Source organism: Neobacillus sp. Fa239, from assembly GCF_055395235.1.
On the sequence record NZ_AP041611.1, the window covers coordinates 4,725,655 to 4,744,125 of the forward strand.

Annotated in this window: 15 protein-coding genes; 1 reads left to right on the top strand and 14 read right to left on the bottom strand. The window is 40.8% G+C overall.

The genetic code is table 11. The features are described 5' to 3' along the window. Positions 1 to 58: 58 nt before the first annotated feature. The 9 genes from ACZ5XR_RS23495 to ACZ5XR_RS23535 form a co-directional block, all read right to left on the bottom strand. Positions 59 to 2,140 (bottom strand): heavy metal translocating P-type ATPase, encoded by a 2,082-nt coding sequence (locus ACZ5XR_RS23495; RefSeq protein WP_464502417.1) that lies wholly within the window; start codon positions 2,138 to 2,140, stop codon positions 59 to 61. Continuing rightward, positions 2,127 to 2,495 carry an ArsR/SmtB family transcription factor gene (locus ACZ5XR_RS23500; RefSeq protein ID WP_464498894.1) on the bottom strand — a complete coding sequence of 123 codons (369 nt, stop codon included), beginning with the start codon at positions 2,493 to 2,495 and terminating at the stop codon, positions 2,127 to 2,129. Before ACZ5XR_RS23500 ends, ACZ5XR_RS23495 begins: the two co-directional genes overlap by 14 nt. Before the next feature lie 172 nt (positions 2,496 to 2,667). After that, positions 2,668 to 3,879, bottom strand: coding sequence for a PDZ domain-containing protein (locus ACZ5XR_RS23505; protein ID WP_464498895.1), 1,212 nt, complete (start codon positions 3,877 to 3,879; stop codon positions 2,668 to 2,670). Between the two features lie 286 nt (positions 3,880 to 4,165). Next, positions 4,166 to 5,611, bottom strand: coding sequence for a S41 family peptidase (locus tag ACZ5XR_RS23510; RefSeq protein WP_464498896.1), 1,446 nt, complete (start codon positions 5,609 to 5,611; stop codon positions 4,166 to 4,168). A gap of 140 nt (positions 5,612 to 5,751) precedes the next feature. Continuing rightward, positions 5,752 to 7,017, bottom strand: coding sequence for a murein hydrolase activator EnvC family protein (locus ACZ5XR_RS23515; protein WP_464498897.1), 1,266 nt, complete (start codon positions 7,015 to 7,017; stop codon positions 5,752 to 5,754). An 85-nt stretch (positions 7,018 to 7,102) separates the two neighbouring features. After that, complete coding sequence (gene ftsX, locus ACZ5XR_RS23520) at positions 7,103 to 7,996, bottom strand: permease-like cell division protein FtsX (protein ID WP_464498898.1); 894 nt, start codon at positions 7,994 to 7,996, stop codon at positions 7,103 to 7,105. Continuing rightward, complete coding sequence (gene ftsE, locus ACZ5XR_RS23525) at positions 7,986 to 8,672, bottom strand: cell division ATP-binding protein FtsE (RefSeq protein ID WP_464498899.1); 687 nt, start codon at positions 8,670 to 8,672, stop codon at positions 7,986 to 7,988. The genes ftsX and ftsE overlap by 11 nt, the downstream gene beginning before the upstream one ends. A 282-nt stretch (positions 8,673 to 8,954) precedes the next feature. Beyond that, positions 8,955 to 9,338 carry a cytochrome c551 gene (gene cccB, locus ACZ5XR_RS23530; protein ID WP_464498900.1) on the bottom strand — a complete coding sequence of 128 codons (384 nt, stop codon included), beginning with the start codon at positions 9,336 to 9,338 and terminating at the stop codon, positions 8,955 to 8,957. Positions 9,339 to 9,389: 51 nt separating this feature from the next. Beyond that, positions 9,390 to 10,256: a YitT family protein gene (locus ACZ5XR_RS23535; protein WP_464498901.1), complete on the bottom strand. Its 867-nt coding sequence runs from the start codon at positions 10,254 to 10,256 to the stop codon at positions 9,390 to 9,392. 229 nt (positions 10,257 to 10,485) lie between these two features. Between ACZ5XR_RS23535 and ACZ5XR_RS23540 the strand changes: the two genes are divergently transcribed. Beyond that, positions 10,486 to 10,920 (top strand): hypothetical protein, encoded by a 435-nt coding sequence (locus ACZ5XR_RS23540; RefSeq protein ID WP_464498902.1) that lies wholly within the window; start codon positions 10,486 to 10,488, stop codon positions 10,918 to 10,920. Positions 10,921 to 11,035: 115 nt separating this feature from the next. On the opposite strand, the gene prfB is transcribed toward ACZ5XR_RS23540, so the two are convergent. From prfB to ACZ5XR_RS23565, 5 genes are all read right to left on the bottom strand, one after another. Next, a protein-coding gene (gene prfB, locus ACZ5XR_RS23545; protein WP_464498903.1) for a peptide chain release factor 2 occupies positions 11,036 to 12,137 on the bottom strand; the annotation gives its coding sequence in 2 pieces (ribosomal slippage) (positions 11,036 to 12,064 and positions 12,066 to 12,137; 1,101 coding nt in all). A gap of 336 nt (positions 12,138 to 12,473) precedes the next feature. Then, a complete protein-coding gene (locus ACZ5XR_RS23550) occupies positions 12,474 to 14,414 on the bottom strand; it encodes a multiheme c-type cytochrome (RefSeq protein ID WP_464498904.1) in 1,941 nt (646 codons plus the stop codon). A 294-nt stretch (positions 14,415 to 14,708) separates the two neighbouring features. Next, a complete protein-coding gene (locus ACZ5XR_RS23555; protein ID WP_464502418.1) occupies positions 14,709 to 16,688 on the bottom strand; it encodes a cytochrome c3 family protein in 1,980 nt (659 codons plus the stop codon). Between the two features lie 102 nt (positions 16,689 to 16,790). Beyond that, positions 16,791 to 17,759, bottom strand: coding sequence for a 6-bladed beta-propeller (locus ACZ5XR_RS23560; protein WP_464498905.1), 969 nt, complete (start codon positions 17,757 to 17,759; stop codon positions 16,791 to 16,793). A gap of 18 nt (positions 17,760 to 17,777) precedes the next feature. After that, positions 17,778 to 18,464 carry a tetratricopeptide repeat protein gene (locus tag ACZ5XR_RS23565; protein WP_464498906.1) on the bottom strand — a complete coding sequence of 229 codons (687 nt, stop codon included), beginning with the start codon at positions 18,462 to 18,464 and terminating at the stop codon, positions 17,778 to 17,780. Positions 18,465 to 18,471: the final 7 nt, after the last annotated feature.

The window sequence follows — 18,471 nt, forward strand, 5'->3', positions numbered from 1 at the left end:
TACTATATGAAGGAAAGCACCCATTTGTTTCTCTATAGTTTTTTCCGAACCTGTCTATCTATTCTTTTACTTTTAAAAGCCTCAGCCCGTTTAATGTGACAAGCAGCGTAGTCCCCATATCTGCAAAAATCGCAATCCACAATGTCAGCCAGCCGGGAACCACCAATAAGAGTGCCAACAGTTTAATCGCAAGTGAGAAAGAAATATTCTGCTTAATAATTTGTAAGGTTTTTCGGCTTAATTTGATCGTAAAAGGAAGCTTTGTTAAATCGTCATTCATTAAAGCAATATCAGCTGTTTCAAGCGCGGCATCGGTCCCTGCTCCGCCCATCGCAATTCCAACGGCTGCGGTGGCCAGAGCCGGTGCATCATTAACTCCATCGCCCACCATGGCAACAGGTCCAAACTGATTTTTTAAGCTTTGAATATAGGCAAGCTTATCTTCCGGCAGGAGTTCAGCCGCCACCTTCTTTATTCCTGCATGACGGCCAATCGCTTCAGCTGTTGATCGATTATCGCCTGTCAGCACAATGGTTTCTTTGATTCCCAGCTGGTGGAGCCTCTCGATCACAGCCCGGCTGCTTTTTCGAACTTCATCCGCCACAGCGATTAGTGCAAGAATCTCCTGTTCGTCCCCGGCAATCATCACTGTTTTGCCAGAATTTTGCAGATTGATAATTCGCTCCAGTATTTCGGAGGGCAGTTCCTCAAATAGTTTTACATTTCCAATCCGATATTCTGTTCCGTTCACCCGGCCGATAATGCCCTTGCCAGTTATGGAAGTAAATTGATCAACCTCGAGTTCCCGAAAGGCTGTACCTTCCGCTTTTTTGATGATGGCCGCTGCGAGCGGGTGCTGGGACTTGCTTTCAAGGGCAGCGATAATCGCGAGGAGCTCACTAGGTTCCTTTTTACAAAAACTTACGAAATCTGTGACGACAGGAATTCCCATTGTTAAGGTTCCGGTTTTGTCAAAAGCAATGGCTTTTAGCGCCCCGGCCACTTCTAAAAATTGGCCCCCTTTAATGAGGACGCCATTTCGAGCAGCATTCCCGATTGCGGTTACGATGGAAACAGGAGTGGATATGACAAGTGCACACGGACACCCGACCACTAAAACGGCAAGTCCTTGATAGACCCACTCCTTCCAGCCGGCTGCGAAAAAGAGCGGCGGAATTATGGCTACAAACACGGCAATCGCGATAATCACGGGGGTATAATACTTTGCAAATTGATCGACAAAGCGCTGAGATGGAGCTTTTTCTGCTTGCGCTTCTTCCACTAGATGAATGATTTTTGAAATGGTTGTATCTTCGCTCAATTTCGTTACCCTTACTTTTAAAAATCCTTGTTCATTTAACGTTCCCGCAAAGACTTCATCGTGGCTATACTTCTCAACCGGTACCGATTCTCCGGTAATCGCCGCTTGATTAACCGTGGAGGATCCCTCGATGATGACACCATCCATGGCAATCATCTGACCCGGCTTGACCAGCATGATGTCTCCTACTTCAATGTCTTCTGCTTTAAGCGTGATTTCGTTGCCATTTCGCAGGATTAGTGCCTCATTTGGAGCCATATTCATTAAAGAACGAATCGAAGCCCTCGCTTTGTCCATTGAATAACCTTCAAGCACTTCGCTAATGGCAAACAGAAGGACAACCACAGAGCCCTCCCGCCATTCACCAAGGGCGGAAGCACCAATGACCGCAATTGTCATCAGCGTTTTCATGTCAAAATCAAAATGGAGTAAATTTTTTAAGCCGGTTTTAAAAAGCGGGAAACCTCCTATTAATATGGCTGCCGCGAATAGGAGATTTTCTGAAAAAAGATAGCCGGCCGTCAAAAATAAAAAGGATAGCATCAACAGGGCATAACGCTTCCAGAACGGAGCTTTTGGAACAGGCATTTGTTTATCTTTTTCAGGGAGAATCGTTATTTTATCAAATGAACCGGCTTCTTCTATATCTTCGATTGCGGCTTTTCCATAGACTGTTAGCTTTGCAGCACCAAAATTGATTCTTGCATCAACAACACCATCCAGGTGTTGTACGTTCTTTTCGAACTTAGCAGCACAGCTCGTTCAGGACAAGCCTTGAATCCGGTAAACATTTTTTTCAATGGTCTCAACCACGTTCAGTCACCTCTTCCTGATGGGCAAATGCGATGTGGATTAATTGTTTTACATGATCGTCGTCCAGGGAATAATAAACGAGCTTGCCAACTTTGCGGTACTTTGCCAGGCCCAAGCTTTTTAAATGCCTAAGATGGTGTGAGGCAGTTGCCGTTGTCGCTCCGACGATATTGGCCACATCGCAGACACATAATTCATTTTCCAATGTAAGCGCATAGGCAATTTTCATTCTTGTTTCATCTGATAATGCTTTAAAAATTGTCGTTACATCCAGAATTGTACGGTTTTCAATATGCTGTTTAACGCGACTTGTTTTTACCGAGTCCACACAGCTAACCTCACAAACATCCTGCTCTTTCATTCCATCACCTTCTATTAATCAAATCACCGTTTGATTATATAATATTCAAATCATCATTTGAATGTCAATAGAGGAGCCTAAATAGGGGGCCATTCCCCAACTGATTTAAAGCTTCACCGCAACGGGGGACTGACCCCAATGAAAAATCCCCCATAAAAAAACGAGAGATGTTTTATCTCTCGTTTTCTGCATAGTATATTTCATTAACGAATGGCCGGTCGTCTTGGACAAACAGGATGCCCAGCTGGTGGTGGTCTCCTTCGAATAAGGCGCGCTGGACGAAACGAATCTCAGCTTTCGTGTCAAGAACATCAAGTTTGCAATGAGCACGATTTTTTTGGAGGGCTTCATAAAAATCCTTTTCATTTCGAATCACTAAACCATTCGCTTTCGTAATAATTTCTCCCACCTGCAGCCCCATTTTATCTGCCGGAGACTCTGGAATAATGCCGAGAATCATCAGACCATGATTCTTTCTCGAAAAATAAGTCGGAAGATTATCATCGGACACTCGCTGCATGAGACTCAATAGTTCCCGGCCAACAACCGCCAGAGCTGCACCAATAATGGACACTAATGGATACCAGTACCCTGCAACCGAGATAATCGCTGTAAACGCCCCAAGCAAGATGACCCTGCGTCCATATAATTGGATCGCCTTGTTAGGTAGCATTCCTTGGATTTGCTGATGAAAACCAACCGCAAACGGAACAAGCAATAGTGAATATTTTTCAGTTCCTAAATGAAATACCGGCCACCAATCAAAAGGCAGGTGGAGCGCATTCCCAGGAATAAGAAGAAACAAGGGCAGCATCCAGACACGTTTCACTTCATGGACGCCGACATTTTGCCCGCGTTTACTTTTTAATAGTTTTGGAGAAGTTCCATAACTGCCATTTTTAGAAATAAGAATGCCTTCCGCGATCAGAAGTAATGCTAAAAGAACGACAACTGAAGGATACACCTTGTCATTAAAAGACGGAATGGCATTTGGAAATAAAGGAATTGACCATTTATTTTCAGCAAAAATAATTAAGGTAAAAAATGCGGCCCCCACGGTATAAGCGGGCGACAACAAGCGAATATTCGTAGTCATGCTCCATAAAATGGTAAACACAGCAATCAGGATGATGGCGGCAAATGGCACGGTAATCCCTACTGCAATGGATAAAATCGAAAGGATGAGACCAATCATTAGGCCTGGAGGAAATAGCTGACGGAGCTCAAAATAGGCATCCTTCGCCCGAACATGGAAATTCTTCCGCTCCCGTTTTACTCTCATGACCCCTAAGACCGCTGCTAAGAATAGGAGATAGTATAATATAGGATGAAGAAATAATTTACCTATACCTTTTAAAAGCTCGATTAGCCATATTTGTATCAAAACTTCCACCTGCCTCTATTAAAAATTCATCTAGTATGTAAAATCTCTTAAATTTTATTTTACCAAATCATAGCTATAAAACCTATTGCTAGATTCTTGAAAAAATGAAAAAACACTTGATTTTTTTCTCATTCCTCAGACATTATAACTATTTCCGCGGAAATTCCCATATTTTCACCAAAGTTCACAAAAATTCCAACAAATGTTCAACAAAAATTCACAAATCCTTCCAATAACTTCTTTACGGAATAAGAAAGAGAGGATGGCTTAAGCCATCCTCTCTTTACTATTTCGCGGCAATACCGAGAGCAACTTGCAGCTGAAGGTCATTTTTCTCATCCTTCACTTCCTTTAATGCTGTTTCCTCCATCTTAGCTGCCGTTGCAGAATCAATTACTCCTGTTACAGGGAGACGGCAAAATTGTTGAAATCCTTTAACAGCTGCTGCCGTTTCATCGCTGTAGTAACCATCCTCCCGTCCCGGGGAAAATCCTAATCCATGTAAAATTTGCTGCGCGGTTTTGACTTGCTCATTATTCATATCCTGCACAAGCGGTTCTTGCACTTGCAGCGGCTGTGCATTGAATATTTCCGGCTGTTGAATAACGACATCCGGTTTGATGCCTTTTTTATGAATCCAATTGCCATTAGGAGTCAGCCATTTAAACAGCGTTAATTTTATATTGCTGCCATCCCCCATCGGGATCGCCTGCTGGACTGTTCCTTTTCCGTAGGTGGTTTCACCAACCAGCTGATAACCTGCTGCTTCTTTTAATGAACCGGCCAGGATTTCAGCTGCCGAAGCACTCCCTTTGTTCACAAGGACAACAACCGGATAATTCTTCTTGTGGTTCAATGTAGTGTAATATCGCTTCCTTTCCCCATTGCGCAATTGAATTTGGACCATTGGTTTATTCTTCGGAACAAACTCTCTGAGAATTTCCTCGACACTTACTAAGTATCCGCCCGGATTGCCGCGGACATCCAGTACCAATCCTTGAATATGCTTCTCTTCCAACGCGTTAAGCTCCTTTTTAAAATCCTCGGCCGTATTCTCTGAAAAAGAGGTAATATCGATGTAACCAATTTCCTTTCCATGATATTCCTTTATTGAACCATTTACAGTTTCAAGCGGAATTTCATCTCGGGTAACCTTGATCGTAATAGGTTCTTTTAATGATGGTCTCTCAATCTCCAATACTACTGTCGTCCCTTTTTTGCCGCGAATTTGCAAGGTTGCCTTATTCAGGTCAAGCCCCTCAACACTTTTGCCATTAACCTTTAGTATTTGATCATTCGGCTTTAACCCCGCCTTTTCTGCAGGTGAATTTTTAAACGGTGAAACAATGACGATTTTTCCATTGACCATGCCGACCTCTGCGCCTATCCCTTCAAAAGAGGAGTCCAATGATTGAGTAAATTGCTTCGCGGTATCCTTATCCATATAAGTGGAGAAAGGGTCGTTTAATACGGAGAGCATTCCTTGAATAGCACCCTCGACCAGTTTCGTTCTGTCCACTTTTTCCACATACCTGTTTAAAATCAATTCATAGGCTTGATCCATTTTAGCCAGATTTTCAGTATCCGTCTTTTCAAATTTCGTTCCGTTCGGTTTGGAATAAAGTTCTGTGCTGTCCGCTTTTTTCTCTAGTAACTGCATGCCCGCATAGGTTCCTCCTGCACCTGTCAGAAGTGAACCCGTCATCATTAACGCTAACCATTTTCGATTCATCGCGAACCTCCTTCATAAAAAAATGCCTGTCCCCATTTCGGTTAAATAGGCACCTTTTCCTGCCCAATTATTAACATATATGTCAGGAGCGGACGAGTTATGTATAAAAAAAGGGGGGAAGCTATGCTTCCCCCCTTTTTTTATAAAGGTACAATTCCCACAGGATTAATGGCGTTATGTCGATCCGGAACCCATTCTCCCCGATGAAGCTCAAAGTGAAGATGTTGGCCCGTCGCATCGCCTGTGCTGCCCATTACGCCAATTTGCTGGCCCTTCTTTACAACCGCTCCCGATTGAACTAAACGCTGTTCCATATGGGCATAAACGGTCGTGTAAACTTGTCCATTATAAGAGTGAGAGATAAAAATACAGTTTCCATAACTGTTAGAATAGTAGGAGCGAATGACAACCCCATCGGCTGCTGCCACAATTGGCACGTAACCCGGCTTGGCAATGTCCACACCAAAATGGAATTCTCCCGGACGGAAATCAGGGCGCGTGCCAAATCCAGAGGTAATGACCCCTTCAGCAGGTCTAGTGAAAAATCCGCTGGAAATGGCCGGCATCTTGCCCGAACCGCTGCCGCCTCCATTGGATGGTGTCGGAGCTGCTGCGGCAGCTGCTTCCCGTTCTTTCTCCAATTCAATCGCTTTTTGAACCGCAGCTGCCTGCGCTGCAAGAATCTGATCTTGTTCCTGCATGGCGAGCATGCCTTCATGAACTTCATGTTCCTTAATAACCAGCTTGGAAAGTAATTTATTTTTTTCTGCTCGCTGCGCACTTAATTGCTTGTTCATTTGTTGTAATTCTGCCACCATCGCATTAAGGCTGGAAAGGTCTTTTTCAACAAGAGTTTGCTTCCCCTCAAACTCCTGTTTGTCCAATTCAGCCTGCTTTAATAATTCCTGATCGGCTTCCATTATCGTTGCCACAGCATTGGCACGGTCAATAAAATCACTAAAACTTTTGGCCCCCATTAGCACATCAAGATAATTGACCATCCCGCCAGTTTCCTGATAGTTGCGGACGCGCTCCTTCAACAGGTCATTTCGCGTTTTCATCCGCACTTCGATTACTTTGATTTCATCCTGAAGCTTGGCAATTTTTGTTTTCGTCTCATCGACCTTGGCTGATTTTTCGCGGATTTTGGCATTCGTATCACCGATTGCAAAATCAAGCCGTTTCATATCGCTTTTTACATTTGCCTGCTGCCCCTGTAATTCATTAATTTTGGTATTTGCCTTATTAATATCCGATTTAACATTAGAGCGCTTTGATTGAATTTCATTTTGTTTGCTTTTTAAACCAGAAATGGAGGCAGCTTCCGTGTTAATGGAACCCCCTCCAAACACTGTCACCATTCCAACTGACAAAGCCACGGTAACGGATATAATTGATTTTTTCACTGTCCTCTTCTCTCTTTTCCTAAAAATCTATGTATCTCATAAACAATAGTAAGGAAGGGCATAAAATTGCCCTTCCTTCTAATTACTAAACCTTTAAGAATTTCCTTACAGACATGACGCTTCCCCATACACCAATCAAAGCGCCCATCAGTAACAGAATAGCTGAAACTTGATAAATAAACGGATTATACGGCAGGATTTGCATAAAATTACCGGCAAGCTTTGGAGCAAGATAGTCATAAGCGTTATAGTAGGCAATCGAAATCAATACGATTGGCAAAATAGACCCTAATATCCCTAACCATAATCCTTCCAGGAAGAAAGGCCAGCGGATAAAGTTATTTGTTGCACCTACTAATCTCATAATTTTAATTTCTCTTCTTCTGGCAATAATTGTAATTTTAATCGTATTGGAAATTAAGAAGACCGCCGTGAAAAATAAACCGAGGATTAATACGATTCCTACGTTTCGGCTTGCTTTAACAAACTTAAATAATTTCTCTACACTGCCTTGCCCGTATTTAACTTTTACCACATAATTCATTTTTTCAATTTGCTTGGCAACTTTCATCGTGTCGGTTGGATTTTTCGTCTTGACGACAAAAACATCATTTAAAGGATTGTCCTGTTCAAATAGACTAAATGCCTTTCCTTCTGAGCCAAGACTTTTTATTAAGTCCTTCAATTCCTGCTGCTTGGAGGAGAAGGTCACCGTTTTCACTTCTGGAACGAGTTCAATTTGATCTTTCAATTTTTGCTGGTCGGCTTTGGTTGCCGCCAAGTCGATATGAACGCGAATCTCTACGTCCTCTTCAATGGTCTGGGCCACTTTGTTCAGATTCATCATAATCACGGAAAAAACACCGACTAAAATTAATGTTACCGTTACGGCACTGACAGAAGCAAAGGTCATCCAGCCATTACGGCTAATACTCTTAAAACTTTCCCGTGCATGACGGCCAAGAGTTCTAGCTTTCATAACCGTATTCACCTCTTTGCTCATCACGAACAATCTTTCCACCTTCGATGGCGATGACGCGATGTTTGTTTGTATTTACAATATCCTTGTTATGTGTTGCCATTACGATGGTTGTTCCCCGTTTGTTGATCTCTTCAAAAATGTTCATAATTTCCCAAGAAGTTTCAGGGTCCAGGTTACCAGTCGGCTCATCCGCAATAACCACCTTTGGTGAGTTAACGATGGAGCGCGCAATCGAAACACGCTGTTGTTCTCCACCAGAAAGCTCCGTAGGCAGCATTCTAGCTTTATGTTTTAAGTTAACGAGATCAAGAACCTCCATCACCCGTTTTTTAATAAACTTTGGCTGTGCTTCAATCACTTCAAGGGCAAAAGCAATATTTTCATAGACTGTTAAGGTTTGTAACAGCTTAAAGTCCTGAAAGACCACTCCAAGATTTCGGCGAAAAATCGGAACCTTTTTCATCTTTAATTTTGCGAGATTGACTCCATTCATCAAAATCGTTCCGGTAGATGGAGCTTCTTCACGGTACATCATTTTAATAAATGTTGATTTACCGGCACCGCTCGGTCCAACCACATAGACAAATTCACCTTGATTAATCCGAACATCGATCCCGTTAATGGCGGCAACGCCGTTGGGGTATTTCTTATATACTTCTTGCATTTCTATCATGTAAGATCACCTTTAGAAAGATCTTGCCAACAAAATAAATTCGACAAAAATCTTTTATTTTCTGCGAATTGCAATGAAAATACTCCAAAAATCTACAAAATTTCGCATAGCCCTATTATAACATCATAAACTATTAAAAAAAGCAATAATATATTACAGTTTCTTTTCAATAGATGACAAGATTTTTATGGTGATGTAATGTATTCATTCGACGAATTTTGACCATAGCCAGCAAATAAAAAACGCTCTGTGGGCAACAGAACGTTTTTGTGAAGATCGATATTACTTTCTTGAAGCAAGCCAGGTTGCCACAGTATCAGCATCTTTGCCTGAAATCAATCCTGCTGGCATTCCGCCGGATTTACCATTTTTAAGAATGTCCAAGATTTGTGACTTCGATAACTGTCCGCCAATATGTGTTAAGTCCGGACCAACTGCCCCTTTAAGGTTATCACCATGGCAGCTTGAGCATTTTTGAGAGGTGATTTTTTGTGCGGCACTTGCCACATCAGTTGTTCCACCACCGCCTCCAGTGGTCGTTTTTTGGGTCGTTTTTTGGGTCGTTTTTTGGGTCGTATTCTTGGACGTGTCCGATCCGCCGCCACATGCAGCTAGACCCATTACCAGGGAGGTACCCAACAGTAATGTAAATAGCTTTTTCTTCATCGCTAATCCCCCTCCAGAAAAATTTACCAATCCCTAACTAGTATACCAGTACTATGCCCGTTTGAAACCCTCTCCTAGCACCTCGGCGGCGTCCATCACCACGACAAATGCAGTTGGATCAAGAGCTTTTACCAATTGTTTCAATTTGGTGAACTCCGTTTGGTCGACAACACACATAAGGACTGGCCGTTCATGGTCTGTAAATCCACCATATGCTGATAGTTTTGTCACACCACGGTCGATTTTATTCAAAATTCCTTCACGAACCTCTTCTTGTTTACTAGTAATAATCATAGCCATTTTGGACCGTCCAAAACCGATCTGAACAAAATCGATGGTTTTGCTTGTAACATACAATGCAATTAATGCATATAACCCCTTTTCGATATTAAAAACAATAGCAGCAGTCAGAACAATAAGACCATCAATCAGAACAACGCATGTCCCAAGTGTTAAGCCAGTATATTTATGAATTATTTGTGCGGCAAGGTCCGTCCCGCCTGTTGAGGCTTTTCCTCTGAAAACAATACCCAATCCAAGACCGACCCCAATTCCACCGAACAAGGCTCCAAGCAGGGCATTATGCGTCCAAGGCTCCAAATTTTTTGTTAAATAAACGATGAAAGGTAAAAAAATTGTCCCCGCGAGTGTTTTAGCACCGAATTGTTTCCCTAAAAAGAGAACACCTGAAATAAACAAAGGGATATTAAAAGCCCACTGTACATAGGCAGGCTCCCAGCCAAACAAGCTATGTAATATCGTACTTATACCACTTACCCCGCCTGAAGCGACCTGGTTTGGCAACAGGAAAACATTGAATACCACCCCAATAATCGCTGCGCCTATGAGTACAAAAACATAATCAAAGGCAATTTCCAGTTTAGGATGGGTCTGTCGAAGTTCTAAAACTTTATTCATTAAGCTATTCCCCTTAATCTTTCTATTTTAATCAACGAAAGTGAGTATAGCATGGCTGATTTTTGCTGTAAACGCCATTCATCTGCCGCGTCAAAGGAGTACATTTTCATTAGCATTTGTTAGTATCTTTCATTTCATAAGCGGATGGATAAAAATTTGGGAATAATAATTCATTAAAGATATTAGGTGGTTATCATGATATAATGTCGAAAAAGAGGAGGGGTAATGGATGGAGCAGCTACTGCAGCAAATGATGGAGCAAATGAATAAGCAGTATGATTATATGAACAAGCAGTTTGAGCGGATTGATCAACAATTTCAGCAGATGGATCGGCGGTTTGATGCTATTGACCAAAGACTAGATAGACTGGACCATCGTATGGATAGTTTGGAACATCGTATGGATAATCTGGAACAACGCATGGATAGTCTGGAATATCACATGGATAGTCTAGAACATCGTATGGATAAAGTTGAATTACGACTTGATACGGTTGATCAACGTCTTGATAAGGTTGAAACAAGCATTATGTCTCTTAAGGAAACTATGGAAAACAATGCCACAGAATTTAGAAGCTATTTCAATCATATCGAGTTCAAATTAGATCAGCATGAATCAATGTTTGAAATGGTATCCAACGAAATCAAAGGAACAAATTATTAAGATCTCACCCCCAATTTACAAATCCAACTTCGCAATCCCTCAACATGACCGGCAAATATTAAATCCCAATAAAACAGCCTTTGCCGCGTCAAAATCGGCAAAGGCTTTACTATTTTTACGATATTCTCGAACGTAGATAAGCGTCAATGAACGTATCCAGTTCCCCGTCCATAACCGCCTGCACATTCCCAATCTCTGTATTGGTACGGTGATCTTTTACCATTGAATAAGGATGGAATACATAGGAGCGGATTTGACTTCCCCAGCCAATTTCCTTTTGTTCACCGCGGATTTCTAACAGTTCTTTTTCCTGTTGCTCAATTTCACGTTGATACAATTTGGCTTTCAGCATCTTCATAGCCTGCTCACGGTTTTTAATTTGCGAGCGCTCTGTTTGACAAGTTACGACCACTCCTGTTGGCGTATGAGTGATCCTTACCGCAGAGTCAGTGGTATTAATATGCTGCCCGCCCGCACCACTGGCACGGTACGTATCAATTTTTAAATCCTCAGTCCGGATATCAATTTGGATTTCATCATTAAACTCCGGCATGACTTCACATGAAACAAAGGAAGTATGTCTTCGTCCTGATGCATCAAACGGAGAAATCCGAACCAATCTGTGAACGCCTTTTTCCGCTTTTAAATAACCATACGCATTGTGCCCTTTAATCGCTAATGTCACACTCTTGATTCCTGCTTCATCACCCGGGAGGTAATCAAGTGTCTCCACCTTAAAGCCCTTTTTCTCAGCCCAACGGGTATACATACGAAGAAGCATGGAGCCCCAGTCCTGTGATTCCGTTCCACCTGCACCCGGATGAAGCTCTAATATGGCGTTATGTTTATCATATTCTTCACTTAACAGCAGCTGCAGTTCAAATTGATTTAAACGCTCGGTCAATTGTTTCAACTCTTCTTCAAGCTCCGCCTGCAGCTCGTCATCACTTTCTTCTTTAACAAGCTCATAGGTTAATTCCAGGTTTTCATACGTTTCATTTAAATCGTTGAATTCATTTACCTGGTCCTTTAAGCCGTTCGCTTCACTAATGACTACTTGTGCTGCCTGCTGGTCGTTCCAAAAATCAGGCTGCAGCATTTGATCGTCTAATTCTGCGATTCTGGCTTCCTTATTTTCAAGGTCAAAGAGACCCCCTAAAGTCCGCTAATCGCTTAGCCGTTTTTTCTAATTCATTGCGAATTTCTGCTAATTCCATTATTGCCACCTCTATATCTTTTTTAAAAAATGGTCCGGTACCTTAGTATATTCATCATGTTCTGGTCAGTCCTCACTTATTATAACGGTAGTGCCGCGAAAAATCCAAAGTGTATTACCTCTCTTGAATAATTTCTGCTTGGGGATAAATCTATTTACACATAGTTTTTTATTGTGGATAACGTTTTATAAATCCACACTTAATGCCTTTTTGTCCACATATCCAGTGAGTTATCAACAATCAACCGTAAATTATCAACAAAACCAACTATTATATTCACAGTTTTCTTGTAGTTATCAACAGTAAAAAAAATGAAGGGAGGGCCCTCTCGTTTTTTTATGGAAGTGCTTTTTTAGGTGCATGGGCTGCCTCGATGATTGATTTAGATGAACCGCCATGGCATTCAGAGCATGCTTGTGTATCACTTGTTTGGTGGCCTTTTATTGGGTCACCAGCTGCATTTAATATATTAAAAATGCCTGTTTTCCCGTAAATCTCCGTTTTATTGTTATGACATTTCAAACAAAATGTACGCTCATCAGATGAAGTCCAAACATTAGCTGTTGTCTTAAATATTTCCGCATTTGGATCGTTTCCAAGTTTCTCTCGAAGCAGATTTATGTTATCCGATCCATGGGTTTCATGGCACTCAGCACATGGAATGGATCCATTTAATTTAGTGCCATCACCCTGAGTGGTTTGGTTTGCAGGAAGGGCAAAATTATGACCAGAATCCGTTTGGAGGTAGTATTGTTCAATATCGGCTAATTTTGCATTATCCTTGTGATTTGAAGCATTGTGGCACCTTAAACATAAAGAATAATCGGAAACAGTCAAGTTGGTTTTATTAATACTTAGTTTTGCAGGTGCAATTTCACCAGTTGCGGTCGTCGATTTGTTATAAGAATAGGCATCATAATAACCATCTTTAAAGGTATCCTGATCAAAGATGCTCTTATCCGAATTGCTTGAATCATCGTGAACCAGATAATTTGCATGACAGGCACCACATGATATATCAAAACTGTCAATGACTCTTGAGGTTAGCTTTTGTAAGTCGTCAGTAACACTTTTGTTGACATCAGCCAAATTATGACGATATACATAATGGTCTTGCAGCATATTTGGATTTTGATCTGTTCTTTCCGAATGTGGATTATGGCAGCTCGTACAAGACTCTGCTTGACTCATGTTGTTTGCTGCAGAATCATGATGATGGCTTCCGTCTATTTTATCAACAATCGGAGCATTGGTTGTCCCGTCGTGGCAGGCCGTACAATAATTCATCGAAGAATCATTTAGCTTTTCATTAAACGTTAGGAGATAAGTGCCGCCTTCTCGCTTCGTATCTGATTTAATATAGGTTGGAGAATTGACATGGGTGCTATGACAGGCCGCGCACATATTCGTGTTGAGCTGGTAATGGCCATGCGGGTTATCCTCTTGATCCATATCACTCTTCGTTGTAAACTTAAATGATTTAGCGTATATTGGCAAATTGCTATCATCGTTAATGTCCGAAAGATAAACTGCATAGGTTGTGTTTAATTTAAAAATAGTATCACTATTATTGTTATAAATAAGGTTGTAAACATATTTTCCAGGTTGTTCTTGATTAAAAGCCTCCCTAACGACAGCCGTTCCCGTTCCTGTTGTTGGACCTATGATTTTAACAAGCTTCTCAGGATCCGCATTTCCAATAAGCTGAGTCATTGGTTGATCATCAACAATGGTAATAAAAATTTTTGCATTTTCTGCTACAGAGGTAAGATCCTCCGCGTTTGCTTTACCACCAGGTATCGTAATTTTCATGTCCGAAATATAGGGTCTTTTGCCAACCGTGAAGGTAATGTTCTGGTCGATTGCACCTACTGGATCCTGTATTTCAATATTGACATTATAATTTCCTTCCGCCAGTGTTTTCGTAAGTGACCATGTACCTTTCCCATTAGGGCTTAGCGTTATCGCCCAATCCGTTTTGTCTGTATCAAGGTCTGACTTCGAAAGGATGGAATGATCTGATGTATTCGTTGCAGTAAAAATAAGCTGACTGGTATCTGTTATGTTTTCATCTGTGAAGGTACCTGAAATTACAACACTTTGACTTGGATCCTTAAAATTTGCATTTTCATTGGGTGAGCTAATATTGATTATGGGCGGGTCACCTGGAGCTGAAAATACGGCCGTGTTAGGAATGAAAAATAATGAAGAGGTCAGCATGATCAATGTACAAAAACTATATGAATATGTTTTTTTAAACCAATTGAGTATTCCCATTTTTAATCATCTCTTTTTCTGTAAATTGATAATAAGTTTCCGCGCTTAATATCCTTATAAATAGGGGTTATATGCCTATTATAGCAATGAAGTTAGAGAAAAAATGGGGCGGAATTAGAGCGATTTCTTGACATATTTGTGTCAATTTTTTTGACAATTTTATGGCAATGTGGAATAATTAGATTTATCAATAAAATAAGGTAACAATATTACTATTGCTACCTTGTCTATTGCACTTAAATTTCATACTTTCTTAAGCTAACAAGTAGTTGCAGCTATTTGTTGGCTTTTTTATTATTTGGTAAGGTCACTGCCACTTGCGTTGTGACGAGTAGGAAGGTCTGTTCTTCCATCACCAGGGTTTGTTCCTGTAGGTCCAACAACGCCAGGGTCGCCATTTTTCAAGAATTGGCCTGTTGCAGAATCAGCATTAACATTTGGATTTCCTAAGAATTGTTCACCTTTACCGTGGCAAGCATAACATACGCTCATGCCAGTGTAACGTTTTAATGCTGAAGATGGGTTTGGATCTACAAAATAGCTTAATGCTTTGTCAGTATTTCCTGGAACGTTTGCATCAAATACTTTTCCTGCAGCTGTCAAGCTGAAGTAAGTGTTGTCGTTTGCATCATGTAAGATTGTAGCTTCAGAACCGTGTGCATAGTGGCAACGTACGCAAGTCAATCTGTCTTGAGCTGTTGCGTGGCGGTGTGCAACTGTGTATACACCAGTGTTATTTGTACGAGTACCAGATAGGTAGTCAGTGTGACAAGCTGAGCAATACTTACTCATTTCAGTACCGCTGTCAACAATGTAATTTTTGTCAGTGCTGTCATAAAGAGCTGCGATATCTTTAGAGTTTGTTTCTACGTCAATACCAATAGAAACGTCTGCTTTTGTAACATTAGCTACGCCTGCACCGAATGCAAAACCATCGCGCCAGATTACAGTCATGTTTGTTGCTGTAATATCAGCGCTTGTACTGTCTTTAAGAACAGTATTAGCATTTTGGAATGGAGCGTTTACGTGGCCAACATCGCGTAACCATAAAGAGTAGTCTGCTACATACTTAGAGCCGTCCCATCTGTATGTTTGGATGATTTGGTCTCCAGTTTGTACGCCTGCACGTGAATATAAATAGCCAGTTTTTGTTTTATCAGTTGAAATATCAGAAGCTGCTGCTGTGAATTTTACTAAGATAAAAGGTGTATCCATAGTTGCTGGAATACTAGATTTATCATAGATAGGAATGTTTTTAAATAACTTACCGTTTGAATCATCTAAGGTTGCTGTAGTGCCATCTGCTTTAGTAGCGCCAACTTTATAATATTGAACGCCGCCCCATCCTTGTGGGTCAATGTTCAAGTTGTTTTCAGAAGCAGAACCGGCACCGTGTGGAGCGTGACAGCTTGCACAGTCAAATTCAGCTCCCCAAGTGTTTGCATTAACTGATTTGGAGTCTGTACTAACTGGGCTGTTATTACCTCCAGGAGCTGCGCTTACTTCTAAAGAGCCGTCAGCTTGGTGAAGTGATCCATTGTGTCCAGCTTGTTGAACGTTGAAAGTACCAGCAAGGCTATTTGTTGTTGATGCTGTAGATGGAGCAAAGGCATTGTATGCACCTGTAGTACCGTCATGGCAGGCAGAGCATGTGCTGTATACGCCATCTTTAAATAATAAGCTTTCTCCGTTTGCAGCTGTATGTGTTTGGTGACAGCTTGCACAAGAGTTTGTATTGTTTTGATAGAAACCGTGAGTTTTTTGACTTGGTTTTTTTACAGAATCTTGGCCAGTATGGTTTGAGTTTGGAAGACCTGAACCGTCAACGTCTAAATGTTTCCCTGTAGCAGTATAAAGATTAAGATCATCAGAAACATTTGCTAGGTGTAAATTATTGCTAGTTGTTACAACAGCATATTTAATACCAAGATCACTAGAACCGTCAGCAGTTTTAAGTTCAAATTTGTAAATTGAACCTTTTACAATGTCAGAGGCATTTACTGCAGGAAAAGAATATGCACTTGTGCCAACGCCATGGATAGGAGTATCTGATACTCTAGCAAACGAGCTTGCTCCTGCATCTTTTTTAGAAATAGTTAGTAGAAAATCATTTGCTGGATCAGTACTAATTTTTGTAAATTTAAAGGTAAATCCAATAGTCTGGTCATATGAAACACTAAGTCCATATGCACTGCTTGCAAAAACAGCCGTACTAAGTATTCCCACTAAGAAAATAGTTAGTAGCAGTGAGAAACTAAGTTTGATCTTACTCATTTCCAAAAACCTCCCTTATTTCTTCTCTTTTTCTCTATATGTTTTTTTGAAACCTCTAAGCTTTCTTCTTTGAGGCCTCACCTCCTTTAATAGATTAATAGGTTAGAAGTAAAGAGCGACCCTTCTGTTAACGGTATCCGTGATAAGAACTTCACCCTTATTATCGACAAATAAACCGTTTGGAAGGTAAAACTGATTTTGGTCGCTTCCTAAGCCGCCAAATTGGAAAACTTGTTTGCCATTTTTATTAAAGCCATATACATAGTGGGTCATGTTATCAACCATTAAAAGGGTTCCATCCGCTTTAACGCCGATACCTCTTGGATTAACAAATTTGGAATCACCTTTCCCATCAATGGAGCCATTGATGATGCGAATAAATTTTCCCGCTTTATCATAAACAACAAGACGCTGGTTGCCAGTATCCGAAACATAAAGATTTTGATCGGTATCCACTGCAACAGCATTTGGTGCATTTAGTGTATCTTTCTTGGTAGAAGCTGATGAAACCTCAAGAAGTTTTTTTCCATCCAAGCTATATTCCATCACTTTTCCAAGCTGGATATCAGTGACATAAAGCTTATCATTGAAAATTCTAAGCCCGCCCGGTGATTTTAGAAAATCCGCTTTCTTTTTGTCATTCGTAAAATACTTAATAAATTTTCCTTTTCCAGTAAAAATGGAAATTCTGTTGTTGTAAAGATCAGCCACATAGATATTTCCCTGTTTGTCAGCTGTAATGCCGTAAGGGAATTGGAACTGTCCTTTACCTGTCCCTTGCTTACCAAATTTAAATATTTGGTTTCCGCTTTCATCAAATACCTGGACTTGTTTGTTGTTAGTATCCGTTACATAAATGAATTGACCAACCTTTGTTACATCCATTGGTTTATTAAGGGGAGAATTCATATCCCCTTGAATATACTTGGTTAATGTAGGCGGCCCGCCTTTTACTGTTGCAGCCACCTTTACTGCGTCGCCTTGAAGATGGAAAAAGTAGATGACAGCAAATAGCACAGCGGTCAATCCAACAATGGTGCCCATCCATATATAAACAGTCTTTTTCTTCACGGTTTCCATCCCCTCTTCTTATTTATTTTTTGCTAAACGATCAAGAGCTGTTTGTGCAGGTTTAAATGTTGGATCATAGGTAAGTGCTTGTTTATAAATTTTTTCTGCATCTGATTTTTTCCCCTGGTTTTCAGCTACTAATCCAGCTTCATAGATAATATCGGTATTTCCAGGTTTTAAACGGTATGCTTCCTGTAATGCAGCCGTTGATTGTTTATACATTTTTAATTTTCTGTAGCTTCGGCCTTTTAAAAGCTGGGCCTTGTAATCTTGAGGCTGTAAGTTAGCAGCTTTTATTGCCATTTGCAGGGCATCATCGCTACGATTCTCCAAATCGTAAACAATAGCTAAGTTTAAATATGCCCCATAGTTTTTATTATCAAGGCTTTTTGCATTTTCATATTGCTTTATGGCATTTTCGTTGTCCCCTTTTAAAAAGTAGGTATAACCAAGCTGTACTCTAAGATTTGGATCATTTGGCTTCTGGTCTACCTGCGCTTGGTAATATTTCAGCTGTTTATCATATTGGGTATTGTTTTGATTCCAAAGATATTTTGAACTAATGTAATATCCGACTGCGAGACATATTGCCAAGGTTGCAACAAGGATAATAAGAGATTGCCACCAGGTAAACCGTTTCTTTTTAATTTTTTTCGCAACCTCTCTCGAAGGTCCCTGGGCATTTGGCTGAACTTGAAGTTCCATAATAGCC

What these genes read in the sequence shown, in the direction of transcription:
- ACZ5XR_RS23535 (WP_464498901.1), bottom strand. Translation starts at nt 10,256, where the DNA reads ATGAATAAAGTTTTAGAACTTCGACAGACCCATCCTAAACTGGAAATT.
- ftsE (WP_464498899.1), bottom strand. Translation starts at nt 8,672, where the DNA reads ATGATAGAAATGCAAGAAGTATATAAGAAATACCCCAACGGCGTTGCC.
- ACZ5XR_RS23500 (WP_464498894.1), bottom strand. Translation starts at nt 2,495, where the DNA reads ATGAAAGAGCAGGATGTTTGTGAGGTTAGCTGTGTGGACTCGGTAAAA.
- ACZ5XR_RS23550 (WP_464498904.1), bottom strand. Translation starts at nt 14,414, where the DNA reads ATGGGAATACTCAATTGGTTTAAAAAAACATATTCATATAGTTTTTGT.
- ftsX (WP_464498898.1), bottom strand. Translation starts at nt 7,996, where the DNA reads ATGAAAGCTAGAACTCTTGGCCGTCATGCACGGGAAAGTTTTAAGAGT.
- cccB (WP_464498900.1), bottom strand. Translation starts at nt 9,338, where the DNA reads ATGAAGAAAAAGCTATTTACATTACTGTTGGGTACCTCCCTGGTAATG.
- ACZ5XR_RS23565 (WP_464498906.1), bottom strand. Translation starts at nt 18,464, where the DNA reads ATGGAACTTCAAGTTCAGCCAAATGCCCAGGGACCTTCGAGAGAGGTT.
- ACZ5XR_RS23540 (WP_464498902.1), top strand. Translation starts at nt 10,486, where the DNA reads ATGGAGCAGCTACTGCAGCAAATGATGGAGCAAATGAATAAGCAGTAT.
- ACZ5XR_RS23555 (WP_464502418.1), bottom strand. Translation starts at nt 16,688, where the DNA reads ATGAGTAAGATCAAACTTAGTTTCTCACTGCTACTAACTATTTTCTTA.
- ACZ5XR_RS23510 (WP_464498896.1), bottom strand. Translation starts at nt 5,611, where the DNA reads ATGAATCGAAAATGGTTAGCGTTAATGATGACGGGTTCACTTCTGACA.